The 24720-nt window shown below is 71.9% G+C and carries 20 protein-coding genes and 2 pseudogenes; 9 read left to right on the top strand and 13 right to left on the bottom strand.

Annotated elements, in window-relative coordinates; genetic code table 11:
• Positions 1 to 5: 5 nt before the first annotated feature.
• Positions 6 to 797, bottom strand: coding sequence for a TSUP family transporter (locus tag AC0VY3_RS07870; protein WP_103510197.1), 792 nt, complete (start codon positions 795 to 797; stop codon positions 6 to 8).
• 167 nt (positions 798 to 964) lie between these two features.
• Between AC0VY3_RS07870 and nirB the strand changes: the two genes are divergently transcribed.
• From nirB to AC0VY3_RS07855, 3 genes are all read left to right on the top strand, one after another.
• The gene (nirB, locus tag AC0VY3_RS07865) at positions 965 to 3589 is read left to right on the top strand and encodes a nitrite reductase large subunit NirB (RefSeq protein ID WP_103510196.1); all 2625 of its coding nucleotides are present in this window, start codon (positions 965 to 967) and stop codon (positions 3587 to 3589) included.
• Positions 3589 to 3948 carry a nitrite reductase small subunit NirD gene (gene nirD, locus AC0VY3_RS07860; RefSeq protein ID WP_242739668.1) on the top strand — a complete coding sequence of 120 codons (360 nt, stop codon included), beginning with the start codon at positions 3589 to 3591 and terminating at the stop codon, positions 3946 to 3948. The genes nirB and nirD overlap by 1 nt, the downstream gene beginning before the upstream one ends.
• 157 nt (positions 3949 to 4105) lie before the next feature.
• Positions 4106 to 5272: an alkaline phosphatase PhoX gene (locus AC0VY3_RS07855; RefSeq protein ID WP_475549279.1), complete on the top strand. Its 1167-nt coding sequence runs from the start codon at positions 4106 to 4108 to the stop codon at positions 5270 to 5272.
• Positions 5273 to 5360: 88 nt separating this feature from the next.
• Here the strand turns inward: AC0VY3_RS07855 and AC0VY3_RS07850 are convergent, their stop codons facing one another.
• The 8 genes from AC0VY3_RS07850 to AC0VY3_RS07815 all read right to left on the bottom strand — a co-directional run bounded on the left by AC0VY3_RS07850 (position 5361) and on the right by AC0VY3_RS07815 (position 15508).
• Positions 5361 to 5771: a VOC family protein gene (locus tag AC0VY3_RS07850; protein ID WP_103510194.1), complete on the bottom strand. Its 411-nt coding sequence runs from the start codon at positions 5769 to 5771 to the stop codon at positions 5361 to 5363.
• A 133-nt stretch (positions 5772 to 5904) separates the two neighbouring features.
• Positions 5905 to 6942, bottom strand: a complete 1038-nt coding sequence (locus tag AC0VY3_RS07845) for an ArsR/SmtB family transcription factor (RefSeq protein WP_103510193.1) — start codon at positions 6940 to 6942, stop codon at positions 5905 to 5907.
• Between the two features lie 657 nt (positions 6943 to 7599).
• Positions 7600 to 10311 carry a pyruvate, phosphate dikinase gene (ppdK, locus tag AC0VY3_RS07840; protein ID WP_103510192.1) on the bottom strand — a complete coding sequence of 904 codons (2712 nt, stop codon included), beginning with the start codon at positions 10309 to 10311 and terminating at the stop codon, positions 7600 to 7602.
• 340 nt (positions 10312 to 10651) lie between these two features.
• Positions 10652 to 11344, bottom strand: a complete 693-nt coding sequence (locus tag AC0VY3_RS07835) for an HAD family hydrolase (protein ID WP_103510191.1) — start codon at positions 11342 to 11344, stop codon at positions 10652 to 10654.
• Complete coding sequence (locus tag AC0VY3_RS07830) at positions 11341 to 12507, bottom strand: ABC transporter ATP-binding protein (protein ID WP_103510190.1); 1167 nt, start codon at positions 12505 to 12507, stop codon at positions 11341 to 11343. Before AC0VY3_RS07830 ends, AC0VY3_RS07835 begins: the two co-directional genes overlap by 4 nt.
• Before the next feature lie 6 nt (positions 12508 to 12513).
• On the bottom strand, positions 12514 to 13428 hold the full coding sequence (locus tag AC0VY3_RS07825; protein WP_181010945.1) for an ABC transporter permease: 915 nt from the start codon (positions 13426 to 13428) through the stop codon (positions 12514 to 12516).
• Positions 13416 to 14330 (bottom strand): ABC transporter permease, encoded by a 915-nt coding sequence (locus tag AC0VY3_RS07820; protein WP_030622108.1) that lies wholly within the window; start codon positions 14328 to 14330, stop codon positions 13416 to 13418. The genes AC0VY3_RS07825 and AC0VY3_RS07820 overlap by 13 nt, the downstream gene beginning before the upstream one ends.
• Positions 14330 to 15508, bottom strand: a complete 1179-nt coding sequence (locus AC0VY3_RS07815; protein WP_103510189.1) for an ABC transporter substrate-binding protein — start codon at positions 15506 to 15508, stop codon at positions 14330 to 14332. Before AC0VY3_RS07815 ends, AC0VY3_RS07820 begins: the two co-directional genes overlap by 1 nt.
• Positions 15509 to 15775: 267 nt before the next feature.
• On the opposite strand from AC0VY3_RS07815, the gene AC0VY3_RS07810 reads away from it, so the two are divergent.
• On the top strand, positions 15776 to 16537 hold the full coding sequence (locus AC0VY3_RS07810; RefSeq protein ID WP_475549278.1) for a GntR family transcriptional regulator: 762 nt from the start codon (positions 15776 to 15778) through the stop codon (positions 16535 to 16537).
• A gap of 69 nt (positions 16538 to 16606) precedes the next feature.
• Here the strand turns inward: AC0VY3_RS07810 and dusB are convergent, their stop codons facing one another.
• Both dusB and AC0VY3_RS07800 read right to left on the bottom strand, forming a co-directional pair.
• The gene (gene dusB / locus AC0VY3_RS07805; protein ID WP_475549277.1) at positions 16607 to 17755 is read right to left on the bottom strand and encodes a tRNA dihydrouridine synthase DusB; all 1149 of its coding nucleotides are present in this window, start codon (positions 17753 to 17755) and stop codon (positions 16607 to 16609) included.
• Positions 17752 to 18705 (bottom strand): MmyB family transcriptional regulator, encoded by a 954-nt coding sequence (locus tag AC0VY3_RS07800; protein WP_475549276.1) that lies wholly within the window; start codon positions 18703 to 18705, stop codon positions 17752 to 17754. The genes dusB and AC0VY3_RS07800 overlap by 4 nt, the downstream gene beginning before the upstream one ends.
• A gap of 101 nt (positions 18706 to 18806) precedes the next feature.
• On the opposite strand from AC0VY3_RS07800, the gene AC0VY3_RS07795 reads away from it, so the two are divergent.
• The 3 genes from AC0VY3_RS07795 (at position 18807) to AC0VY3_RS07785 (ending at position 21676) form a co-directional block, all read left to right on the top strand.
• A complete protein-coding gene (locus tag AC0VY3_RS07795) occupies positions 18807 to 20300 on the top strand; it encodes an MFS transporter (protein WP_374935503.1) in 1494 nt (497 codons plus the stop codon).
• 68 nt (positions 20301 to 20368) lie between these two features.
• Positions 20369 to 21106, top strand: a complete 738-nt coding sequence (locus AC0VY3_RS07790) for a class I SAM-dependent methyltransferase (protein ID WP_103510184.1) — start codon at positions 20369 to 20371, stop codon at positions 21104 to 21106.
• 51 nt (positions 21107 to 21157) lie between these two features.
• The gene (locus AC0VY3_RS07785; protein WP_475549275.1) at positions 21158 to 21676 is read left to right on the top strand and encodes a pyridoxamine 5'-phosphate oxidase family protein; all 519 of its coding nucleotides are present in this window, start codon (positions 21158 to 21160) and stop codon (positions 21674 to 21676) included.
• Positions 21677 to 21687: 11 nt separating this feature from the next.
• Here AC0VY3_RS07785 and AC0VY3_RS07780 read toward each other — a convergent pair whose 3' ends face one another.
• Positions 21688 to 22656: a glutaminase gene (locus AC0VY3_RS07780; RefSeq protein WP_103510183.1), complete on the bottom strand. Its 969-nt coding sequence runs from the start codon at positions 22654 to 22656 to the stop codon at positions 21688 to 21690.
• Positions 22657 to 22802: 146 nt separating this feature from the next.
• A complete protein-coding gene (locus tag AC0VY3_RS07775) occupies positions 22803 to 23396 on the bottom strand; it encodes a TetR/AcrR family transcriptional regulator (protein ID WP_475549274.1) in 594 nt (197 codons plus the stop codon).
• Positions 23397 to 23466: 70 nt separating this feature from the next.
• Between AC0VY3_RS07775 and AC0VY3_RS07770 the strand changes: the two are divergent.
• Both AC0VY3_RS07770 and AC0VY3_RS07765 read left to right on the top strand, forming a co-directional pair.
• A pseudogene (locus AC0VY3_RS07770) lies at positions 23467 to 24359 on the top strand (NADP-dependent oxidoreductase).
• 125 nt (positions 24360 to 24484) lie between these two features.
• Positions 24485 to 24700, top strand: a pseudogene (locus AC0VY3_RS07765) (GNAT family N-acetyltransferase); the annotation flags it as partial.
• Positions 24701 to 24720 lie beyond the last annotated feature (20 nt).

The following is a 24720-nucleotide window of genomic DNA, read 5'->3' as shown; positions in this document are numbered from 1 at the left end:
CGGTCTCACGCGTTCCACTGGTCGAAGCCCAGCTTCGCCACCAGCGAGAACACCACCGTCAGCAGCACCGCCCGGACGAAGCCGCTCCCCCGGCTCAGCGCCATCTTCGCCCCGATCATCCCGCCCGCCAGGTTGAAGACCGCCATCACGGCCGCGAGCTGCCACAGCACCGTGCCCTGGTACGCGAACATCGCCAGGGCCCCCGCGTTGGTGCACACGTTGACGATCTTCGCGGTGGCCGACGCGGTCACCAGGTCCAGGTGGAGCACGGCGGTCAGGGCCAGCACCAGGAAGGTGCCGGTGCCCGGCCCGAACAGCCCGTCGTAGAAGCCGATGCCGCCGCCGACCAGCACGATCGCGGTGATGATCCGGGCCCGGGTGACCGGCCGGTCCGTGCCGTCGCCCGCCGCCGCCGTACCGAAGGACGGGCGCAGCATCACGAAGGCCGCGACCCCCAGCAGCACGACCATGATCACCGGGCGGAGCAGTTCGCTGCTGATCCCGGCGGCGAAGAACGCCCCGGTCATCGACCCGGCGAGCGCCATCAGCCCGACCCGCACCGCAAGCCCCACCCGTACCGGCGCCTTGCGCAGGAAGGTGACGGCCGCGCCCGAGGTGCCCACGATCGCGACGGCCTTGTTGGTGCCGAGGACATGGGCGGCCGGGACGTGCGGCAGGCCGAGCAGCAGCGCGGGCAGGAGCAGCAGTCCGCCGCCGCCCACCACCGCGTCGATCCAGCCCGCGGCGGCCGCGGCGAGGCAGAGAAGGATCAGGGTCGTCACCGTTATGTCAGGCACGAACCGACATTAGACGCCTGTCGCCCATGCCTCCTCACCCGGCCCCTCACAGGGCACCTGCCCGGCCGCTGAGCGCAAGGTTCCGCCCGGGAAACAGGCGGGATGCGGCCGGGTAACACCGCCCGCCCAGGCTCGGGGCATGAGGACAACCGACGGAGGCCACTGAGATGCCGGAGCCCACCTTCGAGCCGCGCACCACCGCCGCCGCCTCGAACAGCACCCCGAACGCCCTGGCGCACAGCGCCGCTCCGACGATCGTGGTCGTCGGGCACGGCATGGTCGGCCAGCGGTTCCTGGAGGCCCTCGCCGACCGCGGGCTGACCCCGGCGGCCGGCGGCGCCCGGGTGGTCGTGCTCTGCGAGGAGCCCCGGCCCGCCTACGACCGGGTGCGGCTCACCTCGTACTTCGACGGGCGCAGCCCCGAGGAGCTCTCGCTGGTGGAGCCGGACTTCATGGACCGGCACGGCATCGAGCTGTACGTCGGCGACCCGGCGGCGGCCGTGGACCGTGCGGGGCGGACGGTGACCGCGCGGTCCGGGGCGGTGTTCCCGTACGACACGCTGGTGCTGGCGACGGGCTCGTACCCCTTCGTGCCGCCGGTGCCGGGGAAGGACGCCCGGGGCTGTTTCGTGTACCGGACGATCGAGGACCTGCTCGCGATCGAGGAGTACGCGAAGGGCGCGGTGACCGGTGCGGTGGTGGGCGGCGGGCTGCTCGGTCTGGAGGCGGCCGGGGCGCTGAAGGGGCTCGGGCTGTCCACGCATGTGGTGGAGTTCGCGCCCCGGCTGATGCCGGTCCAGGTGGACGAGGGCGGCGGCGCGGCGCTGTTGCGCACGGTCCTGGACATGGGGCTCGCCGTGCACACGGGGGTCGGTACGCAGGAGGTCCTGGCGGGCGCGGACGGCGCGGTGACCGGGATGGCCCTTTCCGACGGCTCCTCGCTCGACGTCGATCTCGTCGTCTTCTCGGCAGGCGTACGGCCCCGCGACCAGCTGGCCCGGGAGTGCGGTCTGGCGGTCGGGGAGCGCGGCGGGATCGTGGTGGACGAGGAGTGCCGGACCTCCGACCCGGCGGTGTTCGCGATCGGCGAGTGCGCGCTGGCCGCCGACGGCCGGGTGTACGGGCTGGTCGCGCCGGGCTACGAGATGGCCCAGGCGGCGGCCGAGGTGATCGCGGGCGGGCGGTCCGCGTTCACCGGGGCGGACCTGTCGACGAAGCTGAAGCTGCTCGGCGTGGACGTGGCCTCGTTCGGCGACGCGCACGGGAGCGCCGAGGGATCGCTCGACGTCGTGTACTCCGACGCCCGGGCGGGGGTCTACAAGAAGCTGGTGATGGGCCCGGACGGGACGCTGCTGGGCGGGGTGCTGGTCGGGGACGCGGAACAGTACGGCACGCTGCGGCCGATGACGGGCACGGTGCTGCCGGTCGCCCCGGAGCAGTTGGTGCTGCCGGCCGGGGCGGGCGGCCCGGTGGCGCTCGGCCCCTCCGCGCTGCCGGACGAGGCGGTGATCTGCTCCTGCCACAACGTGACCAAGGGCGCGGTCTGCGAGCACACCACGCTGCCCGAGGTGAAGAAGTGCACCAAGGCCGGTACGGGCTGCGGCAGTTGCCTGAAGGTGATCGGGCAGCTGATGCCGCCGCCGGAGGACGCGGGGCTGTGCGGCTGCTTCCCGTTCAGCCGCAGCGAGCTGTACGAGATCGTCCGCACCCTGGAGGTCACCTCCTTCACCGCCCTCCTCGACTCGCACGGCCGGGAGGAGGCGCGGGGCGGCGACGGCTGCGAGGTCTGCAAGCCGACGGTAGGCTCGGTCATCGCCTCGCTGGCGCCCACGGTCGGCGCGAGCGGCTATGTGCTGGACGGCGAGCAGGCGGCGCTCCAGGACACCAACGACCATTTCCTCGCGAACCTCCAGCGCAACGGGTCGTACTCGATCGTGCCGCGCATCCCTGGCGGCGAGATCACCCCGGAGAAGCTCATCGTCATCGGCGAGGTGGCCCGTGACTTCGGCCTCTACACGAAGATCACCGGCGGTCAGCGCATCGACCTCTTCGGCGCCCGGGTCGACCAGCTGCCGCTGATCTGGACCCGCCTGGTGGACGCGGGCTTCGAGTCCGGGCACGCGTACGGGAAGTCGCTGCGTACGGTGAAGTCCTGTGTGGGGCAGACCTGGTGCCGCTACGGCGTGCAGGACTCGGTGCGGATGGCGATCGACCTGGAGCTCCGCTACCGGGGCCTGCGCTCCCCGCACAAGCTGAAGTCGGCGGTCTCCGGCTGTGCCCGCGAGTGCGCGGAGGCCCGGGGCAAGGACTTCGGGATCATCGCCACCGCCCAGGGCTGGAATCTGTACGTCGGCGGCAACGGCGGAGCCACCCCGCGCCACGCCGATCTGCTGGCCCAGGATCTGTCGGATGCCGAACTGGTGCGGCTGATCGACCGGTTCCTGATGTTCTACATCCGTACCGCCGACCGTCTGGAGCGCACCTCCGCGTGGCTGGAGCGGATCGACGGCGGCCTGGACCACGTCCGGGACGTGGTCGTCCACGACTCGCTGGGGCTCTGCGAGGAGCTGGAGCGGCTGATGGCCGACCACGTCGCGGGCTATCGCGACGAGTGGGCGGAGACCATCAACGACCCTGAGCGGCTGCGCCGTTTCGTCACCTTCGTCAACGCGCCCGACGCCCCCGACCCCTCGGTGAGGTTCGTTCCGGAGAGGGATCAGATCAAGCCAGATCTGGAGCTGCTCGCCGGTCCGGTGCTCGCCGTCCGCACCCTCGAAGGGACCGCATCCTGATGACCACGGCGACGATCACGACAGCGCGGGGCACCGGTTCCGTCCGGCTGGCCCACGGAAAGGACTGGCTGACGGTCTGCGAGCGGGAGCTGCTGATCCCCGGGCGGGGGGTGGCGGTGCTGCTGCCGGACGGGGACCAGGCGGCCGTCTTCATGGACCGGGCCGGCCAGGTGTACGCGATCGGCAACCGGGACCCGTTCACCGGGGCGTACGTCCTGTCGCGCGGGCTGCTCGGCTCGGCGGGCGGTCGGCCGTTCGTGGCCTCGCCGCTGCTGAAGCAGCGTTTCGACCTGGCGACGGGCGCGTGCCTGGACGACGAGGAGGCGGCGGTGCCGGTGTTCGCCGTACGGGCGGACTGAACAGGCCCTCCGGGACGGGCGGCGGATGGCCTGCGCAAGCCATCCGCCGCCCGTTCATCTGCCCTTGACGCTCCGTCAACTCCGTACTCCTACAGTCCTCACGCGCGACCCGTCGGTCCGTCCGGAGCGGCGGGCCACACTCATGCGTGGAGTGATCGTGGAACGTCGGACCTTCTTGCGCACCGCGGTGATCGGCAGCTCGGCGGCGGCCTTCGGCGGCACGCTGTGGCGGGGCGCCGCCTTCGCCGACCCGGCCCAGCCGGCCCCCGGCCCGTACGGCGCCCTCCAGGCGGCCAACAGCGACGGCATCCGGCTGCCGAGCGGCTTCACCAGCCGCGTCGTCGCCCGCTCCGGGCAGACCGTGCCCGGTACCTCCTACCGCTGGCACAGAGCGCCCGACGGCGGCGCGACGTACGCCGACGGCTCGGGCTGGATCTACGTCTCCAACGCCGAGGTGTCCCGGAGCAGCGGGGGCGGGGCGAGCGCGGTGCGGTTCAACTCCTCGGGGACGGTGACCTCCGCGTACCGGATCCTGGGCGACACGAACAACAACTGCGCGGGCGGCGCCACCCCGTGGAAGACCTGGCTGTCCTGCGAGGAGGTCACCCGGGGGTACGTCTACGAGACCGACCCGTGGGGTGTGAACGCGGCGGTGCGGCGGCCGGCGATGGGCCGCTTCAAGCACGAGGCCGCCGCCGCCGACCCGGACCACGGCTACGTCTATCTCACCGAGGACGAGAGCGACGGCCGCTTCTACCGCTTCCGTCCCACGACCTGGGGGAATCTGTCCAGCGGCACACTTCAGGTGCTGGTGGCGGGCACGGCCACCTCGGGCCCGGTGAGCTGGGCGAACGTTCCGGACCCGGCAGCCTCCTCCACCCAGACCCGGCACCAGGTGTCCGGGGCGAAGGTGTTCAACGGCGGTGAGGGCTGCTTCTACGCGGCGGGCACCTGCTGGTTCACCACCAAGGGCGACAACCGGGTGTGGGCGTACGACGCGAACACCTCGTCGATCTCGCTCGCCTACGACGACTCGCTGGTGACGGGCGGCTCCGCGCCGCTGACCGGCGTGGACAACGTCACCCGGTCCGGATCCGGCGACCTCTACATCGCGGAGGACGGCGGGAACATGGAGATCTGCCTGATCACGCCGGACGACACGGTGGCCCCGTTCCTGCGGATCACCGGGCAGTCCGGTTCGGAGATCACCGGGCCCGCGTTCTCGCCGGACGGCGGCCGGCTCTACTTCTCCTCGCAGCGCGGCACGAGCGGAAGCTCCTCCGGCGGCATCACGTACGAGGTGAAGGGGCCGTTCCGCAGCTGAAGCGGACGCCCCCGCCGCTGACACGGAGACCCCGCGTGCGCCGGGGCTCCCCCGTGCCCACGGCGCACGCCGTTGCGGGTCAGGCCGCTCAGGCCTGGCCCTCGACGGCGGCCGGGTCCATCCACATGACCTCCCAGATGTGGTGGTCGGGGTCCTGGAACGAGCGGCCGTACATGAAGCCCATGTCCTGCGTCTCGCCCGCCGGGAACCCGCCGGAGGCCAGCGCCGCGTCGGCGATCTCGTCGACCTTCTCGCGGCTGTCGGCGCTGAGCGCGAGGATGACCTCGGTCGCCTGCGAGGCGTCGACGACGTCCTTCTTGGTGAACTCCTTGAAGCGCGGCTCCGTCATCAGCATGGCGAAGATCGTGTCGCTGATGACCAGACACGCGGTCTTCTCGTCGGAGAACTGCGGGTTGGTCGTGAAGCCGAGCTTGCCGAAGAAGCCCACGGTGGTCTCCAGGTCCTTCACCGGCAGGTTCACGAAGATCATCTGAGCCATGGTCGTTTCCTCTTCCTCTGTCCCGTGGCGCCCGCGGTGGTCCGTCCGGCGCTTTCGATGATTAGACGGCGGGGCCGCGCGGAACTCATCGCCGATCGGCGGACGGATTTTCACGACGGGCCCGGAGCGCCGCTCAGGGCAGGGCGAGCGGGGCGCCGCCGCGCAGGAGGGAGCCGCCGAGCGGGGTCAGCGTGTGCAGGACCGAGCTGCCGTGGCGCAGGGTCAGGACCAGGCCGGCCTCGCGCAGCACGGAGGCGTGCTGGCTCGCGGAGGCCAGCGACACCCCGGCGCGGCGGGCGAGTTCGCTGGTGGTGCAGCCACTGCCGATGGAGGAGAGGACGGCCGAGCGGGTGTGTCCGACGAGCCGGCCGAGCCAGGGGCCCGGCTCGGCGAAGACCGGGGCGCCCGGGTTGGTGACCGGGTAGACGAGGACCGGCGGGAGCGAGGGGTCGCGGTAGACGACCGGGGTGCCCCGGCAGAAGAAGGACGGCTGGAGCAGCAGTCCGCGGCCGTCCAGATGCAGATCGCGGTCGACCGGGTAGTCCGCCTCCAGCACGGGTGAGCGCCAACGGATCATCGGCGGCAGGGTGCCCAGGAGTCCGTCGGCGCCGCCGTCCAGGAGGGCCCGGCCCCGCACGGCGCGGTCGGCCTCGATGCTGGCCCTGATATGCGGCCAGTAGGGCTCGACGGCCGCGTGGTGGTAGCTGCGGAGGGCGCCTATGAGCCGGGAGAGCGGCTCGGCACGGCCCTCCATGAGCGCGGCGGGCAGCGCCGCGCTCGTTCTTCCGGCACCGGCGGCCCGCTGACCGACCGACCGGTCTGCCCGCTGCCGTACACGTCCGGCGGCCAGCAGTTCGAGCTCCGCGTGGACGCGGTCGGCCGGAGTGTCGCGCAGGGCCTCCATTCCGGCGTCGAGCCCGAAAGGCTCGGCGCCCTCCTGAGAGGGCGTCAGGAAATCCGGGAAATAGCCGCGGGGCGGAACGACCGCCGCCAGCAGCTGTGCTTCACCATTCAACCGCGCCCGGGATTCCGTACGCCATTTCCCGAACACCGTCGAAGCCCGCCGGTCCCTGAGCCGGTGAAAACTGAGAATGGTTTCCCACAGTGCGTCCGGCCTCGTGGCCATCCGCACCCGCGAAAGGTCCAGCCTGGACACATGGATACGCAGCACTACTCCCCCACCTGTTGCATTCTGTTGCATCCGCAATTGCCCCCACCGAAGGGTATGCGGACCGTCACAGGAGGTCACCACGGGGTTTCGGCCAGAAGTGAAAGGTGTCGCCCCGTTCCGCTTCACCGATGAGGCTGTACGACGTCGGGTACGCATCCGGTGCCCACCGGATGAGCACGTGAAGGCCGTGGGGGGCTTTGTGTGTTCGGCGGCGGTGGGCGACGGTGCGGCTCCGTACCCGACGGGGGTAAGCCGGGTGCGGTCCATGGGTGGGGATCCATGGACCGCACCCCGGTCCCCCGGCCGTCACCCGAATTTCTTTGCGCATTAAACGAAGCAATGTGCTCTGCGCCACATTCCTTGCGCTCCATTCGATGCGCACTCCTGACGGCTTCCCCGTACCGCCGGTCATTTCCGCGCACGCCACTCCCGTACCGCCGGTCACTTCCCGGCACACCCGGACCCTTACCCCCGGTCATTTCCCGGTCGGCGCATGGGCCGTCACACGTCAGGACAAGGCGAAGCGGCGGCACCCCCGCACAGGGTGCCGCCGCCTCTCGGTGGGCCTTCACGGCCTTGGTCGGTGGGCAGGGCTGTTCGTGCAGCCCTGCCCAGGAGATCCGGGGTGTTCGTGCACCCCGGACCGGTGAGTCCGGGTCAGCGGCTGTCACTGCCCCGGGACTCGGCTGCGGCCCGGCCGGCCTCGAGGCGGGCGACCGGGATGCGGAAGGGCGAGCAGGACACGTAGTCCAGGCCCACCTCGTGGAAGAAGTGCACCGACTCGGGGTCGCCGCCGTGCTCGCCGCAGACGCCGAGCTTGAGGTCCGGGCGGGTGGCCCGGCCGGCCTCGACGGCGCTGCGGACCAGCGCGCCGACGCCGTCCTTGTCGATCGTCTCGAACGGGGAGACCCCGAAGATGCCCTTCTCCAGGTACGCGGTGAAGAACGAGGCCTCCACGTCGTCGCGGGAGAAGCCCCACACCGTCTGGGTGAGGTCGTTCGTGCCGAAGGAGAAGAACTGCGCGGCCTCGGCGATCTGGCCCGCCGTCAGCGCGGCGCGCGGCAGCTCGATCATGGTACCGATGGTCAGCTTGAGGTCGGTGCCGGTGGCCTTCTGGACCTCGGCGATGACCCGGTCGGCCTCCTCGCGGACGATCTCCAGCTCCTGGACCGTGCCGACGAGCGGAATCATGATCTCGGCGCGCGGGTCGCCCTTGGCGTTCTTGCGGTGGGCGGCGGCCTCCGCGATGGCGCGGACCTGCATGGCGAACAGACCCGGAATGACGAGGCCGAGGCGCACCCCGCGCAGGCCCAGCATCGGGTTCTGCTCGTGCAGCTTGTGCACCGCCTGGAGGAGGCGCAGGTCGTTCTCGTTGGCGTCCTTGCGGGACTCGGCGAGCGCGACGCGCACCGACAGCTCGGTGATGTCGGGCAGGAACTCGTGCAGCGGCGGGTCGAGCAGCCGCACGGTGACGGGCAGTCCGTCCATCGACTCGAACAGCTCGATGAAGTCGGCCTTCTGGAGCGGGAGCAGGGCGGCGAGCGCGGTCTCGCGCTCGTCGTCGGTGTCCGCGAGGATCAGCTTCTCGACCATCTCGCGGCGCTCGCCGAGGAACATGTGCTCGGTGCGGCACAGGCCGATGCCCTGGGCGCCGAAGCGACGGGCGCGCAGCGCGTCCTCGGCGTTGTCGGCGTTGGCCCGCACCCGCAGCCGGCGCACCCGGTCCGCGTACGCCATGATCCGGTGCACGGCGGCGACCAGCTCGTCGGCGTCGTCGGCCCCCGCGTGCATCCGGCCCTCGAAGTACTCGACGACCGGCGACGGTACGACGGGTACCTCGCCGAGGTAGACCTTGCCGGTGGAGCCGTCGATGGAGACGAGGTCGCCCTCCTCGATCACCGTGCCGCCGACCGTCATCCGGCGGCGCTTGGTGTCGACCTCCAGGTCCTCGGCGCCGCAGACACAGGTCTTGCCCATGCCGCGCGCCACGACCGCCGCGTGCGAGGTCTTGCCGCCGCGCGAGGTCAGGATGCCCTCGGCGGCGATCATGCCTTCGAGGTCGTCGGGGTTGGTCTCGCGGCGGATCAGGATGACCTTCTCGCCGGAGCGGGACCACTTGATCGCGGTGTACGAGTCGAAGACGGCCTTGCCGACGGCGGCGCCGGGCGAGGCGGCGATGCCCCGGCCGAGCAGCTCGGTCTTGGCCTCGTCGTCGAAGCGCGGGAACATCAGCTGGGCGAGCTGGGCGCCGTTGACCCGCTGGAGGGCCTCGGCCTCGTCGATCAGGCCCTGGTCGACGAGCTGGGTGGCGATGCGGAAGGCGGCGCCCGCGGTGCGCTTGCCGACGCGGGTCTGGAGCATCCAGAGCTGACCGCGCTCGATGGTGAACTCGATGTCGCAGAGATCCTTGTAGTGGTTCTCCAGCGTCTCCATGATCTGCATGAGCTGGTCGTACGACTTCTTGTCGATCGACTCCAGGTCGGCGAGCGGCACCGTGTTGCGGATACCGGCGACGACGTCCTCGCCCTGCGCGTTCTGGAGGTAGTCGCCGTAGACGCCCTGGTGGCCGCTGGCCGGGTCGCGGGTGAAGGCGACGCCCGTACCGGAGTCGGGGCCCAGGTTGCCGAAGACCATCGAGCAGACGTTGACGGCCGTGCCGAGGTCGCCGGGGATGCGCTCCTGGCGGCGGTAGAGCTTGGCCCGGTCGGTGTTCCACGAGTCGAAGACCGCGTTTATGGCGAGGTCCATCTGCTCGCGCGCGTCCTGCGGGAACTCGCGTCCGGCCTCGGTCTCGACGATCTTCTTGAACTGCTTGACGAGCTTCTTGAGGTCGGCCGCGGCGAGGTCGGTGTCGACCGTGACCTTCTTGGCGTGCTTGGCCGCCTCCAGGGCCTCCTCGAAGAGGTCGCCGTCGACGCCCAGGACGGTCTTGCCGAACATCTGGATGAGGCGGCGGTAGGAGTCCCAGGCGAAGCGCTCGTCGCCGGACTGGGTGGCGAGACCGGCCACCGAGGCGTCGGAGAGACCGATGTTCAGGACCGTGTCCATCATGCCGGGCATGGAGAACTTGGCGCCGGAGCGGACGGAGACCAGCAGCGGGTCGTCGGCCTGGCCGAGCCGCTTGCCCATGCGCTCTTCCAGCGCCGTGAGGTGCGCACTCACCTCGTCGCGCAGCGCGGTCGGCGCGTCGCCGCTCTCCAGGTAGACCTTGCAGGCCTCGGTGGTGATCGTGAAGCCCGGAGGGACGGGCAACCCGAGGTTGGTCATCTCGGCGAGGTTCGCACCCTTGCCGCCCAGAAGATCCTTCAGATCCTTGTTGCCCTCGGTGAAGTCGTAGACGAACTTCTGGGGATCTTTGTTTTCCGACACGGGTCTCGACTCCTCGAGGACGCGGTGGCTGCCCTGACGGCGAGGAACATACCCAGATCGAAGGTGTATGGGTACGTCCACTTGGTCGTCATGCGGCCGCAACCACCCGTCCGCCAGCAGATCGAAAGGGTCGCTCGGCCGAAGCATCTGAACTCCCGCCTTCACCTCCTGAAAGCAACATGGCCGAAACTTGACCACACCCGCTCGGATGAGCGCCCAGCTCGCCAAGTGAGTCCACTTCTCGAAGCCAGCGAGGTGGCACTGAGTGCCACGTCTTCCAGAAGTGCAGCCATGCTGATTTCGCTCATCTGAGCGCAACCCCGATCAAGGGTGGCGCGAATCACGCCGGTTTCGGACCCGGAATTTCAGGATCCGGACGCCTCAGGCAGTCACTGAGCACCCGGAGGTCGACCTCTTCCAGGCTACGGGCGAAGGTCCGCCCCCGCGCGGGCTCCACCGGCAGCAGCGAGGGCACCACCAGCACCGCGCACCCGGCGGCGTGAGCGGAGGCGGTGCCGTCCGGGGAGTCCTCGACGGCGACACAGGCCGAGGCCGGGACGCCGAACCGGGTCGCCGCCGCCCTGTACGGGTCCGGATGCGGCTTGGTCCGTACGGTGTCGTCGGCCGACAGCGTGAAGGCGAAGGGCGCCCCCGCCAGCGACCCCGCCACCACCGCGTCCACCACACTCCGGGGCGAGGCGCTGACCAGGGCGAACGGCACCCGGGACCGCTCCAGTGCGGTGAGCAGCGCGGCGGCCCCGGGGCGCAGTGGGGCGCCCGCGTCGACCTTGCGGAAGAAGGACGCGGTCAGCTCGGCGGCCACGCCGTCCAGCGCGTCGGCCGCCCGGCCCGTGACCTCGATCAGATGAGCGGCGGTGTCCGCGACGGCCCGGCCGACGACCTCCGGAGCGTCCGCGTCGGTCAGCCGGTGGCCGAGTCCGGCGGCGACCTCGTGGGCCGTATCCCACCACAGCACCTCGGTGTCGACGAGGGTGCCGTCCATGTCGAAGAGCACGGCGGCGGGCGCGCTCATACCGACGCCTTCCCGGTGCGCTCGTTCGTTGCGGGGGTGGCGGGGACGACGAGCACCGGACGCGGTACGGGCGTGACCCGGGCCCGTACGCCGGGCAGCAGGTCGGTGGCGTCGCGGGAGGGCAGGTCGGCCTTGAGCGCGGCCCCGTCCGGGAGGTCGAGCAGGACGCGGGTGACCGAGCCGAGGAACGACGCGGAGACGACGGTGGCCGGGCCCTCGGGGTCGGCCTCGGCGCGGACGCCCTCGGGCCGGATCAGCACGTCGACGGGTCCGCCGCCCGCCGGGGCCTCGCCGTCGACCGGCAGGGTGGCGCCCGCGACCTCGACCGATCCGGTCCCGGTCAGCCGGCCCGGCAGCCGGTTCATGGTGCCGACGAACTCGGCGACGAACGCGGTGGCGGGGCGTTCGTACAGCTCGGCCGGGGGTGCGCACTGTTCGAGGCGGCCCGCGTTGAGGACGGCGACCCGGTCGGCCATGGAGAGGGCCTCCTCCTGGTCGTGGGTGACGAAGATGGTGGTGATGCCGAGCGACAGCTGGAGGCGGCGGATCTCCTCGCGGAGCGAGAGCCGCACCTTGGCATCGAGTGCCGAGAGCGGTTCGTCCAGCAGCAGCACCCGGGGCCGCAGGGCGAGCGCCCGGGCCAGGGCGACGCGCTGCTGCTGGCCGCCGGACATCTGGTGCGGGAAGCGGCCGCCGTGGTCGGGCAGCCCGACCAGGTCGAGGAGTTCGGCGGCGGTGGCGTGCCGCTCGGCGGCGGACACCTTCCGTACGCGCAGGCCGAAGGCCACGTTGTCGCGGGCGTTCAGATGCGGGAAGAGGCTGTAGGACTGGAAGACCATCCCTGCGTCGCGCCGGTTGGCGGGGATGCCGAGGATGTCCTCGCCGTCGACCAGGACCTCGCCGGAGTCCGGCTGCTCGAAGCCGGCGAGCACCCGCAGCGCGGTGGTCTTGCCGCAGCCGGAGGGGCCGAGGAGGGCGAGCAGTTCGCCGGGTTCGGCGGTGAGGTCGAGTCCGTCGAGGGCCACGGTCGGGCCGAACGCCCGGCGCAGCGAGCGGAACTCCACCCGGGCTCCGGTGGCGGCGCGCCCGTCGGCGGCCGAGGCGGCCCGCGCCGGATCGGGGCGTCGGGCGGCGGCGGTGGGCGGGGCGGGCAGGGCTGACATGGGTGGCTACTCCTTGCCGGGTACGGAGGTGGGGGCGGCGGCGGGAACGGCGGCGGACGAGCCGGTTCCGGCGCGGGAGAGGACGAGCAGCAGGGCCCAGGTGATCAGCAGGCTGAGCAGGGACACCGCGACGGACATCCGGGCCTCGGCGCCGGAGACGGAGACGATCCACACCGCGAAGGGCCGGAAGCCCAGCAGCGAGGCGACGGTGTACTCGCCGAGCACCAGGGCCAGGGTGAGGAAGGAGGCCCCGGCGAGCGAGGACCGCAGATTGGGCAGGATGACGCGGAGGATCACGTACAGCCGCCCGGCCCCGCAGTTCCGGGCCGCCTCCACCAGCGTGGGCACGTCGACCGCGCGCAGTCCGGCGTCCAGCGAGCGGTGCACGAACGGCAGCGCCAGCACGGTGTAGGCGAGGACCAGCACCACCGGGAACGACTCGTTCTGCACGGCGAGGAAGGTCTGGTAGAGCGGGGTGCGGGAGAAGTGGTCGGGCCCCCAGCGCAGCACCGTGGCGATCCCGGTGACCAGCGCGATCGGCGGCACCACCAGCGGCAGCATGCAGACGATCTCGACGACGGCGCGCAGCCGGGGCGGCCCGAGCCGGACCGCGACGAGGGCGGGCACGACGAGCAGCAGGGCCAGCGCGATCGTGGCGGCGGCGAGGGAGAGCGAGAGGAACAGGCTCTCGGTGAAGCCGTCGGCCGACAGGATCCCGCTGTACGCGGCGAAGGTGACGCCCTGGTTCGGCACCTGGACGGTGAAGACGAACGAGGAGACCAGCGGGGTGAGGAAGTACAGCCCGGCGACGGTGAGGACCGCGCCGCGCCAGTAGCGCGGGCGGCGCCGGGCCGTCTTCGCCGGGGCGGCGACGGGAGCCGCGGATGCAGGGGCCGTGGAGAGGGGGGTCAGCGCAGCCATCGGGAACTCCGTCGCTGGAGGGGCAGGTAGACCGCCATCACCAGTCCGGCGATCACGATCATGTCGAGGCTCAGCGCCAGGGCGACGTTCTCCTGGCCGACCAGGACGTTGCCCGAGAGCGCGTCGGCGATCTTCAGGGTGACCAGCGGGACGGAGCCGCCGACCAGGGCGGCGGCCGTGGCGTGCGCGGCGAAGGCGCTGCCGAAGAGCAGGACGAAGCCGCCGAGCAGCGAGGGCGCGAGGACCGGCAGTCCGACATGGCGCCAGAACTGCCAGGTGGAGGCCCCGGTGCTGAGCGCGGCCTCCCGCCACTGCGGGCGCAGCCCGTCCAGGGCGGGGACGACGACGAGCACCATGAGCGGGACGAGGAAGTAGAGGTAGATGACGGTGAGCCCGGTGAAGGAGTAGAGGTTCCAGCCGAGCGCGTCCAGGTGCCCGATCTCGGTGACGACCCCGGAGATGCCGAGGGTCGCGACGAAGGCGAAGGCGAGCGGGATCCCGCCGAAGTTGGCGAGCACCCCGGAGGCGGTGAGCACCGCGCCGCGCAGGGCGCCGCGTCGGGAGGTGACGACGGCCTGGGCGATCAGCACCCCGAGCACGGTGGCGAGCGCGGCGGTCAGCGCGGACAGCTGGACGCTGCCGGTGAGCGAGGTGAGGTAGGGCCCCTGGAGCGAGCGCGCGAGATGGTCACCGGTGAACTCGGTGGTCCCGGCGACCGGGTCGGTGCGGGTGAGCGCCCCGTACAGCAGGGCCCCGGCGGGCAGTCCGAAGCAGAGCCCGGCGAAGACGAGCAGCGGGAGCGCGCCGAGCCAGGCGCGGGACGGGCGGCGGCGGGCACGGCCACCGCCCTGCGCGGTGGCCGCCCCGGGTCCCGGGGCGGCGGACGGGTGCGGGACGGTCATCAGGAGACGGCCTTGTCCCAGTTCTCGGCGAGGGTGGCGTTGGCCTTGTCGAGCTCGTCCGAGCTGGGGAAGGCCGGGGTGCCCTCGACCTCGGGCAGCTTGGCGACGAAGGTCTTGTCGGCGGTGCCGTCCTCGGTCATGGCGGGCAGCAGCACCGGGCGGGCGTAGCCCTTGAGCCAGAGGTTCTGGCCCTCGGCGCTGTAGAGGTACTCCATCCACAGGCGGGCGGCGGCCGGGTGCGGGGCCTCCTTGTTGATGGCCTGCGAGTAGAACTGGGCGTAGACGCCGTCCGCCGGCACGGAGACCTTCCAGTCGACGCCCTTGCCCTTGAACTGGTCGGCGTACCCGGCGTTCAGGTAGTCCCAGTCGATGCTGATCGGCGTCTCGCCCTTCTCGACGGTCGCCGGGGTGGACTCGACGGGGATGAAGTTGCCGCTCTTCTTCAGCTTGCCGAAGAAGTCGATGCCGGGCTGGATGTCGCCGAACGACCCCTTGTTGGCGAGGGAGGCCGCGTACACCCCGCCGAACGCGGAGCCGGACTTGGTCGGGTTGCCGTTGAGGGCGACCTTGCCCTTGTACTCGGGCTTCAGCAGGTCCGCGAAGGTCTCGGGGCAGGTCTTGATGCGGGCGGCGTCGCAGCCGATGGAGACGTACCCGCCGTAGTCGTTGTACCAGCGGCCGTCCGCGTCCTTCTGGCTGTCGGGGATCTGGTCCCAGGCGGTGACCTTGTACGGGGCGAAGAGGTTCTCGGCGGCACCGCTGCGGGCGAAGGCGATGCCGAGGTCCAGGACGTCGGGGGCGCGCTTCTGGCCCTTGCGGGACTTGACGGCGGCTATCTCGTCGGAGCTGGAGGCGTCCGGGGTCTCGCTCTTGATCTTGACCTTGTACTTCGCCTGGAAGGCCTTGATGACCTCACCGTAGTTCGCCCAGTCCGGCGGCAGGGCGATCACGTTCAGCTCGCCCTCCTTCTCGGCGGCGGCGACCAGCTTCTCCAGCCCGCCGAAGTCGGCGACCGAGGTGGCCTCGGTGGACTTCACCCCGTTCACCCCGGTCGCGGCCTTCTCCTCGGGAGCGGCGCCGCAGGCGGTGAGCGCGGTGAGGGCGGCGGTGGAGAGGGCGAGAGCGGCAACGGCACGGCCGTTGGCGCGGATACGGGGGCGGGGTCGGGCTCTGCGCACGGTGTGTCTCCCGGGAGCGAAGTGAGGGCCACTTGTTCATACAAGCTGGCATCAGTTCGCCCGGCTCAGGTGTCCGGTGAGTTAACGTCCGATGTCCGGTGCAGCAAGAGACGAGGAAGAGGAAAGCCCGTCATATCGGGGTTGTGGTAGATACGGAACCGTGTGCGGCGACACCCCTGGCGGGCGTTAGAGTGGGATTCCGGACCGTGGCGCAAACACCTTCCTGTGCACAGCACGGATCCACATCAGTCGACCGACGGGGGGCGCGTGGTCCGTTCACGCTACGAGGAGATCGCCGAGTCGCTGCGGCAGGCGATCCGGAGCGGCGTCCACCCGCCGGGCTCCCGGCTGCCGTCCGAGAGCGACCTCGCCGCGCGGTGGGCGGCCTCGCGCGGCACGGTCCGCCAGGCGGTGGCGCTGCTGGCCTCCGAGGGCCTGATCGGCTCCCGGCAGGGCGCCCGCCGGGTGGTCCTGCGCCAGGAGCGCCGGCAGAGTTTCGAGCAGCTCAACAGCTTCGCCCAGTGGGCGCGGGCGATGGGCTGCGAGGTCTCCAGCCGCATCCTGACCCGCACCACCCGCCCCGCGACCGACGAGGAGGCGGCCCGCCTGGACACCGCCCCGGGCAGCGAGGTGCTGTACGTCCTGCGCCTGCGGCACCTGGACGGCGAGCCGGTGATGGTCGAGCGGACGGTGTACGCGGAGTGGGTGGCCCCGACGGTCCGCGCGCTGCCGGAGGACTGCGTCTCGATCATGGACAGCATCGCGGAACGGGCGGACATCGTGGCCCACCACGGCGAGCACCTGATCGACGCGGTCGCGGCGGGCAGCGAGGACGCCCGGCTGCTGCGGATCCGCCGGGCCAGCCCGCTGCTGCGGCAGCGCCATCTGACGTGCACGGCGGCGGGCCGGGCCATCGAGTGGACGGACGACCGCTACCGGGCGGGCAGCGTCGTCTTCAACGTGATGAACAGCGCGACGGCGGCGCCGTTGGAGCGGCGGGCTGGGCCGGATGTGGGAGCGGGCGGCTGAACCGGTCTCGTACGCGTACGGGCTCGGATCCGGTATACGTACGGGCTCGGCTCCCGTTCGCGTACGGACTCAGCCGCCCGAGGTGTCCAGCTCCGCGTCGGCGCTGATGCCCGAGCAGTCGTACGGGTCCTTCAGCCAGCCGTCCGGCAGGACGACCCGGTTGTTGCCCGAGGTACGGCCGCGCGGCCCGTCGGCGCCGTCCGGCCAGGGCTGGTCGAGGTCCAGTTCGTGCAGCTGGCCGGCCAGCTCCTCCAGCGAGGAGGTGATCGCGAGCTTCTTGCGCATCTCGGAGCCGACCGCGAAGCCCTTGAGATACCAGGCCACGTGCTTACGGAAGTCGATCACGCCACGGGTCTCGTCGCCGATCCACTCCCCCAGCAGCGTCGCGTGGCGCACCATGACGTCCGCGACCTGGCGCAGGGTGGGCGCGTGCCGTTCCGTACGACCCTCCATGGCGCTCACCAGGTCGGCGAAGAGCCAGGGACGCCCGAGGCAGCCGCGCCCGACCACCACCCCGTCGCAGCCGGTCTCCCGCATCATCCGCAGGGCGTCGTCGGCGCACCAGATGTCGCCGTTGCCGAGCACGGGGATCTCCGGGACGTGCTCCTTGAGCCGGGCGATGGCGTCCCAGTCGGCGGTGCCGCCGTAGTGCTGGGCGGCGGTGCGGCCGTGCAGGGCGACGGCGGTGACGCCCTCCTCGACGGCGATGCGGCCCGCGTCGAGGAAGGTGATGTGGTCGTCGTCGATGCCCTTGCGCATCTTGATCGTGACCGGGAGGTCGCCGGCGTTGGAGACTGCCTGGTGAAGGATGGCGCGCAGCAGGGGCCGCTTGTACGGGAGCGCGGAGCCGCCGCCCTTGCGGGTGACCTTGGGGACCGGGCAGCCGAAGTTCAGGTCGATGTGGTCGGCGAGGCCCTCGTCGACGATCATCCGGACCGCCTTGCCGACGGTGACCGGGTCCACTCCGTACAGCTGGATCGAGCGCGGGGTCTCGGCCGCGTCGAAGTGGATGAGCTGCATGGTCTTCTCGTTGCGCTCGACCAGCGCCCGCGTGGTGATCATCTCGCTGACGAACAGCCCCTTGCCCCCGGAGAACTCCCGGCACAGCGTCCGGAACGGGGCGTTGGTGATGCCGGCCATCGGGGCCAGCACGACCGGCGGCTGCACGGTGTGCGGGCCGATACGGAGCTGCGGGAGGGCGGGGGCGAGCGTGGTCATTGCTCCATTGTCGCGTACGCCGGACGGGTGGCGGGCCGGGCCGCCCCGGGGCCGGCTTGGAGGGCGATCCGGTGCAGCCGCTCCAGCCGGGTCCGGGTCTCGGCGTCCACCGGTGGGTAGCTGACCATGCGCGGGCCGCTGAGGGGGCCGAGCCAGAGGTTGGTGTGCTCGACGTACAGCAGCCCCACGTGGGCGTTGCGGATGTACTTGGTGCGGCCCTGCTGCTCGATCACCTCGTGGCGCTCCCACACCTCGCGGAACTCCGGCGACCGGGCCTCCAGCCGCTGCACCAGCGCCTTCCAGGCGGGCTCGGCCAGGTGTCCGGCCATCGCGGCGCGGAACTTGGCGGCCATGGTCCGGGTGACCTCGGGCAGATCGACGACCGAGGCCCGCCAGTCGTCGTGGGTGAAGGCCAGCAGCAGGCAGTTGCGGTCCTCGGGCGGCACCGCGTCCAGGTCGCAGAGGAGCCGGGCGTAGGTGCGGTTGTACGCGAGGACGTCGTACCGGCTGTTCTGGATACAGGCCGGAATCGGATCCAGCTGCTCCAGCATGGTCCGCAGCGCCGGGGTGACGGTGGGGCACTGGGTGCCGGGGGCCGGGTCGGCGGCCTCGGCGAGCGCGAAGAGGTGGCTGCGCTCGCTCGGGTCGAGGAGCAGGGCCCGGGCGAGGGCGTCCAGCACCTGGGCGGAGACCTGGATGTCCCTCGCCTGTTCGAGCCAGGTGTACCAGGTGACCCCGACCGCCGAGAGCTGGGCGACCTCCTCGCGGCGCAGCCCGGGGGTGCGGCGGCGCCGGCCCCGGACCAGGCCGACCTGTTCGGGGGTGATGCGCTCGCGGCGGCTGCGCAGGAAGGCGGCGAGCTCGTGCCGCCGGGCGTCGGAAGCGGACTCCTGTCGCTCCACGCGGGGTGCGCCGGTCGCGGGCGGGCGGGCGGCTGCCATGGTCGTCATGCCTCCAGCGTGCCGGGCGCCCCGGCCTGTTGCCAGGTACTGCTTCTACCAGGATAAAGACACTCTGGTACCACGTTGGGATCGGCGGCAGATTCGACGGCGTGAGTGAATCATCCGTACACACGTCCCTCGCGCCGGAACGGGCCACCCCCGCCACCGGCGAACCCACCGGCCCTGTCCGCCATGACCACCCCACGCCCGTGCTGGGCGCGCTCGGCCTCTTCACCGTGCTGCTGGGCGCGGCGCTCCCGCTCATCGACTTCTTCATCGTGAACGTCGCGCTGCCCACGATCGACCGCGATCTGGACGCGGGCCCGGCCATGCTCGAACTGGTCGTCGCCGGCTACGGCCTCGCGTACGCCGTGCTGCTGGTCCTCGGCGGGCGGCTCGGCGACATGGTGGGCCGCAGGCGGCTGTTCCTGATCGGCATGGCGGCCTTCGGGATCACCTCGCTGGCCTGCGGGCTCGCCCCGGACGCCTGGACGCTGGTCGGCGCCCGGGTGGCGCAGGGTGCGGCGGCCGCGCTGATGCTTCCGCAGGTGCTGGCGACGATCCAGGCCGCGACGCGGGGCCCGCGCCGGGCCCGGGCGATGAGCCTGTACGGGGCGACCGCCGGGCTGTCGATGGTCGCGGGCCAGATCCTGGGCGGGGTGCTGGTCGCCGCCGCCCCGATGTCCTCGGTGTTCGGCGAGAGCGCGGGCTGGCGGTCGGTGTTCCTGGTGAACGTGCCGGTGGCGGCGGTGGGCCTGATCCTGGCCGCCCGCGCGGTCCCCGAGACCCGCTCGGACCGCCCGGCCCCCGTGGACGTACCGGGAACCCTGCTGCTCGCCCTCTCCCTGGTCACGCTGCTGGCCCCGCTGACGGAGGGCCGGGCGGCGGGCTGGCCGCTGTGGACCTGGGTCGCGCTGGCCCTCTTCCCCTTCTCCGCGTACGCCTTCTGCCGGGTGGAGCGGCGGGCCGACCGGCTGGGCCGGGTGCCGCTGGTCCCGCCGAGCCTGCTGCGGCTGGACTCGCTGCGGCGGGGCCTGGCCCTGGTGGTGCCGTTCTCGATCGGCTTCGGCGGCTTCATGTTCGTGATCGCGGTGGCGCTCCAGCAGGGCCTGCGCCTCGGCCCGGCGGCGGCCGGCCTCTCGCTGGCCCCGATGGCGCTGGCGTTCTTCGGCGCCTCGCTGGCGGGCCCCCGCCTGGTACGCCGGTACGGCACCCGGGTCGTCACGGCGGGCGGGCTGATCCAGGCGGTCGGCATCGTCGTCCTGGCGCTGACCGCGCACTTCGCCTGGCAGGGCCTGGGGCTGTGGGGCCTGCTGCCGGGGGTGGCGATCGCGGGCCTCGGCCAGGGTCTCCAACTCCCCGTGCTGTTCCGGATCGTGCTCTCCGACGTACCGCCGGAGAAGGCCGGGGTGGGCGGCGGCGTGATGACGACGACGCAGCAGGCGGCGCTGGCCCTCGGGGTCGCCACGCTGGGCACCCTGTTCCTGGCGCTGGTGCCGGGTCTGGGCATGCGGGACGCTTTGGTCGTGACTTTGCTGGTGCAGTTGGCGGCGGTGGCACTGACGGTCGGGCTGAGCCTGCGGCTGCCGCGCACGGTGGCGTGAGCGGCGGGGGCGGCGTGGATGGGCTGCCGGCGGGACGCGCGGCCGGCTGGACGGGACGGGACGGACACATGCTCGATTACGACGACGAGGCCCGGCACTACGACGCGACCCGAGGCGGCGAACCGCGGGCCAGGGCCGCGGCGGACGCGGTGGAGCGGCTCCTGCCGCAAGGGCCGTGCACGATCCTGGACATCGCGTGCGGCACGGGCATCGTGACCGAACGGCTGCGGCGTCCGGAGCGGACGGTGGTGGGCGTCGACCGTTCGCCGGGCATGCTGGGCCTCGCCGCACGCCGGCTGCCGGGAGGCGTCGTACGCGGCGACACCACAGCACTGCCTTTCGCGTCGAGGACGGTGGACGCCGTCGTGATCGTCTGGCTGCTGCATCTGCTTCCGGATCCGGGACCCGTACTGGTCGAGGCGGCCAGGGTGCTGCGGCCCGGCGGGGTGCTGATCACCACGGTCGACAAGAACGACGCGTACTTCACCGAGGACAGCGACATCGCCGAAGTCACCGCGGACCTGCGACGCGCGTACGCGCCCCGGGTGCCCGACCGGTCCCCATGGGTGCTCGACCGGGCGGCGGAGCTGGGGCTGAGCACGGCCGGCCGGACCGTGTTCCCCGGTACGGGGCAGGGCCGCAGCCCACGCGGATGGCGCGAGGCGATCGACGCGGGCAACATCTCCTGGTGCACACACGCACCCCGGGAAAGGGTGGCCGACGTGTGCCGACGGCTCGCCGCGCTACCGGGCCAGGACACGCCCCGCCCGGACCCGATGTACCGCCTGATCGCCTTGAAGTCGTGACGCCCTGCCGGTAGTTGGCGAGTGGGCGACCCAGGCATGGGACACTCGCTCATGCCTGTGACCAACCCGTGGCTGGCCGGCCCGTCACCGAAGAAGCGGCTCGATCGCGAGCGCCTGGAAGACCGCATACTCAACCTGCTGTCGACGCAGAACATGTGCGTGCTCGCCACGGCAGGACCGGAGGGCCCTCTCGCGACACCGGTGCGCTACTACCACCTCGACTTCGCGGTGATGTTCAGCACCGCCCCCGGTTCCCCGAAGATGCGGAACCTCGCCGCCGACCCCCGGGTGTCCGTGGGGATCTTCGCCCCGCTGGTCGGTCAGGCCAGCAGCCGAGGGGCGCAGCTCTTCGGGCGGGCCCGCGTGCTGTCCGAGGACGACCCGGAGTTCGCGCACTACTGGCCGGCCTTCCGCTGGCAGTCCGACCACGTCGAGCGGTCCCACTCCCTCGACGAACCGCAGTCGGGCCCGCTCGTCGTGATCGAGGCCGAGCGGATCGTCTACACGGAGCACTGGCTGCGGCGCGACGGCTTCTCGCCGCGCCAGTTCTGGACCAGGCCGGCCCCGTAGCGCGTCAGAAGTCAGAAGACGGACAGCCCGGTGAGCGTGGTGAAGCGGTCGAGGGCCGACACACCCGCCACCGAGTTGCCGCGCCGGTCCAAGCCTGGGCTCCATACGCACAGGGTGCACACTCCGGGCACGATGGCGATGATCCCGCCGCCGACGCCGCTCTTACCGGGCAGCCCCACCCGGTAGGCGAACTCCCCGGCCGCGTCGTACGTACCGCACGTGAGCATGACCGCGTTGACCTGCTTCGCCTGGCTGCGGGTCAGCAGCGCCGTGCCGTCGGCCCGGACGCCGTGCCGGGCCAGGAATCCGGCGGAGAGGGCCAGGTCCGCACAGGACGCCTCGATCGAGCACTGCCGGAAGTAGGCGGAGAGCAGTTCGGGGACCGGGAGCGTGATGTTGCCGTACGAGGCCATGAAGTGGGCCAGCGCGGCGTTGCGGTCGCCGAAGGCCGCTTCGGAGGCGGCGACCTCCGGCATGAAGTCGATGGCGGCGTTCCCGCTCTCCGAGCGCAGCAGCTCCCGCACCTGGCCTGCCGCGTCCCCGGTGAGCGCCTGCAGCCGGTCGGTCACCACCAGGGCCCCGGCGTTGATGAACGGGTTCCGGGGGATCCCGTTCTCGTACTCCAGCTGCACCAGGGAGTTGAAGGGGTTGCCCGAGGGCTCGCGGCCCACGCCCCGCCAGAGCTGTCCGCCGTCCAGGGAGAGCGCCAGGGCCAGGGCGAACACCTTGGTGATGGACTGCGTGGAGAACGGCTGCCGCCAGTCGCCGACACCGTAGACGGTCCCGTCCGGCTCCGCGACGGCCATGCCGAACCGCCGGGGGTCGGCTCCGGCGAGCATCGGTATGTAGTCGGCGGGACTGCCGTGGTCGTCGAGTGCGGCCATCTCCTCGGCTATGCGGCTGATGACGGCGCTGAAGCGGTGCGAGCCGGCGCTCGGGGCGGCGCTGCCCGCCCGGGGGGCGGCGGAGGCGTGGGACACGGCGTTTTCCTGACGGGGAGGAGAAGTGCGGGCGGGAGACCGTCCACAGTCTGACCCGGCCGCCGGAAGCAGCCAAAAAAAACACCTCCGTCACCACGCTGTTACCGGTCCAGCCGTTCAGGGTGGACGGAGCGCCGCCCGCCAGGTCACGCGGTGATGGGCCGGTCGAGGCGGGCCACCCCCCAGGCCGCCTCGATCATCCGGAAGACCTCGTCCACCGCCGCCTCCGGATCGGCCGCCTCGCGGGCCAGCGCGTACGCGTCGATCACGAAGCGGGCGATGGTCCGGCAGGCGATCGACGTCTCCGGTACGCCGAGGTCGGCGGCGACGGCCGCGCCCAGCGAATCCGCGTGGCGCAGCCGCATCGACTCCTCGTACTCCCGCAGCGCCGGGGACGACTCGATCATGTTCCAGACCGGGGCGGCCTCGGGCGCCGTGCAATGGCGCACCAGGGCGTGGACCTCGCGACGGAGCGCGGGGATCAGCGGCTCGTCCGGAGCACGGTCGGCCACCGCGCGCAGGAGACCCTGCTCGAAGCCCGGGTCCTGCTCGAAGACGAGCGCCTCCTTCGAGGCGAAGTGGGAGAAGAGCGTGGTGACCGCCACGTCGGCCTCGGCGGCCACGTCACGGATGCCCACGGTCTCGTAACCGCGTTCCAGGAAGAGGCGCAGAGCGGTGTCGGCGATCTTCTGGCGGGTGGCGGCCTTCTTGCGTTCGCGGCGGCCGGTCTGCTCGGTCATGACGTGACGCTACCAAATCCGAATACGTAACCGATACAAAAAGCTAACCGTTAGTGTTACGGTCGGCCGCATGAAGAAAGTGACCTTCGCCGCGTTCGGCGGCCCCGATGTCCTCCGTCTCGTCGATGCCGAGAAGCCCCACGCAGGCCCCGGCCGGATACGCGTCTCCGTGCGCGCGGCGGGGGTGAACCCCGTGGACTGGAGGCTGCGCGAGGGGCAGGTCCTGGGCGCGCACCCGATCTCGCTGCCGTCAGGGGTGGGGATCGATGCCGCCGGGGTGGTGGACGAGGTCGGCGAGGGCGTCGAGGGGGTGGAGATCGGCGACCACGTCTTCGGCGAAGGGGCCGACACCTACGCCGAGTTCGCCGTGCTGTCGGCCTGGGCCCGGATGCCCGAGGGCCTGACGTTCGAGGAGGCGGCCGGCTACCCGTCCGTGGTGGAGACCGCGCTGCGCGTCCTCCGCGAGGTCGGCGCCCGCCCCGGAGAGACGTTGCTGGTCAGCGGTGCGTCCGGCGGAGTCGGTTCGGCGGTGCTGCAGATCGCCCGCGATCGGGGCATCCCGGTCATCGGCACGCGGGGGCCGCCAACCAGGACTACCTGCGCGGCCTGGGCGCGCTCGCCACAACGTACGGCGAAGGCTGGGTCGAGCGGGTGCGGCGGCTCGGCCCGGTCGGCGCGGCCCTCGACCTGGCGGGCTCGGGCGTGATCCCCGAACTGGTCGAGCTGACCGGTGATCCGGCGAAGGTCGTCTCCATCGCCGACCTGGAAGCGCCGCGGTTCGGCGTACGGTTCTCCGGCGTGGCGGGCAGCGTGCCGGACGCGCTGGCCGAGGCCGCCGCGCTGATCGCGCGCGGCAGGCTGCACATCCCGGTCGAGAAGTCCTACGCGCTCGGCGACGCGGCGGCCGCGCACGCCGACAGCCGGGCGGGGCACGCCCGGGGCCGCCGCGTCGTGGTCATCTGACACGGACAGACCGACAGGCCGACGGGCAGGGCGGCCGGGGCGACGGCCATCGTGCCGCCCATGCTTGCGAGCGGTCACCTCACGCCCGTCCTGTCTCGTGCTGGCCGAGGGCACCCCGTGTTCAACCTGCCTCACAGGGAAGGGGGTTGGGCCCGGACGCCACACGGGCGCTCCTGGCGCACTTGGGCGGGGAGCTCGGCTGGCGGCGCGTGACCGCCGATCCCGTACACGAGAACGTACGGGCCGTACGCGCCTGGGAGAAGGCGGGGTTCCGGCAGGTGCCGAGCGAAACCGGGGAACTGCTCCTGGAGTTCTGCTTCCCCGAAGGCCGTCGGCACTGACCACGAACGCTGACCACGAC

The sequence above is a fragment of the Streptomyces sp. iso_384 genome (assembly GCF_056172905.1).
Note: the sequence above shows the minus strand (reverse complement) of the source record. Positions and strands in the feature narration are given on the sequence as shown.

Coding starts and splice junctions, on each gene's coding strand:
- nirB (WP_103510196.1), top strand. CDS start 965: ATGCCGGAGCCCACCTTCGAGCCGCGCACCACCGCCGCCGCCTCGAAC.
- nirD (WP_242739668.1), top strand. CDS start 3,589: ATGACCACGGCGACGATCACGACAGCGCGGGGCACCGGTTCCGTCCGG.
- AC0VY3_RS07850 (WP_103510194.1), bottom strand. CDS start 5,771: ATGGCTCAGATGATCTTCGTGAACCTGCCGGTGAAGGACCTGGAGACC.
- AC0VY3_RS07835 (WP_103510191.1), bottom strand. CDS start 11,344: ATGAGCGCGCCCGCCGCCGTGCTCTTCGACATGGACGGCACCCTCGTC.
- AC0VY3_RS07830 (WP_103510190.1), bottom strand. CDS start 12,507: ATGTCAGCCCTGCCCGCCCCGCCCACCGCCGCCGCCCGACGCCCCGAT.
- AC0VY3_RS07825 (WP_181010945.1), bottom strand. CDS start 13,428: ATGGCTGCGCTGACCCCCCTCTCCACGGCCCCTGCATCCGCGGCTCCC.
- AC0VY3_RS07820 (WP_030622108.1), bottom strand. CDS start 14,330: ATGACCGTCCCGCACCCGTCCGCCGCCCCGGGACCCGGGGCGGCCACC.
- dusB (WP_475549277.1), bottom strand. CDS start 17,755: ATGACCACGCTCGCCCCCGCCCTCCCGCAGCTCCGTATCGGCCCGCAC.
- AC0VY3_RS07800 (WP_475549276.1), bottom strand. CDS start 18,705: ATGACGACCATGGCAGCCGCCCGCCCGCCCGCGACCGGCGCACCCCGC.
- AC0VY3_RS07790 (WP_103510184.1), top strand. CDS start 20,369: ATGCTCGATTACGACGACGAGGCCCGGCACTACGACGCGACCCGAGGC.
- AC0VY3_RS07785 (WP_475549275.1), top strand. CDS start 21,158: ATGCCTGTGACCAACCCGTGGCTGGCCGGCCCGTCACCGAAGAAGCGG.
- AC0VY3_RS07775 (WP_475549274.1), bottom strand. CDS start 23,396: ATGACCGAGCAGACCGGCCGCCGCGAACGCAAGAAGGCCGCCACCCGC.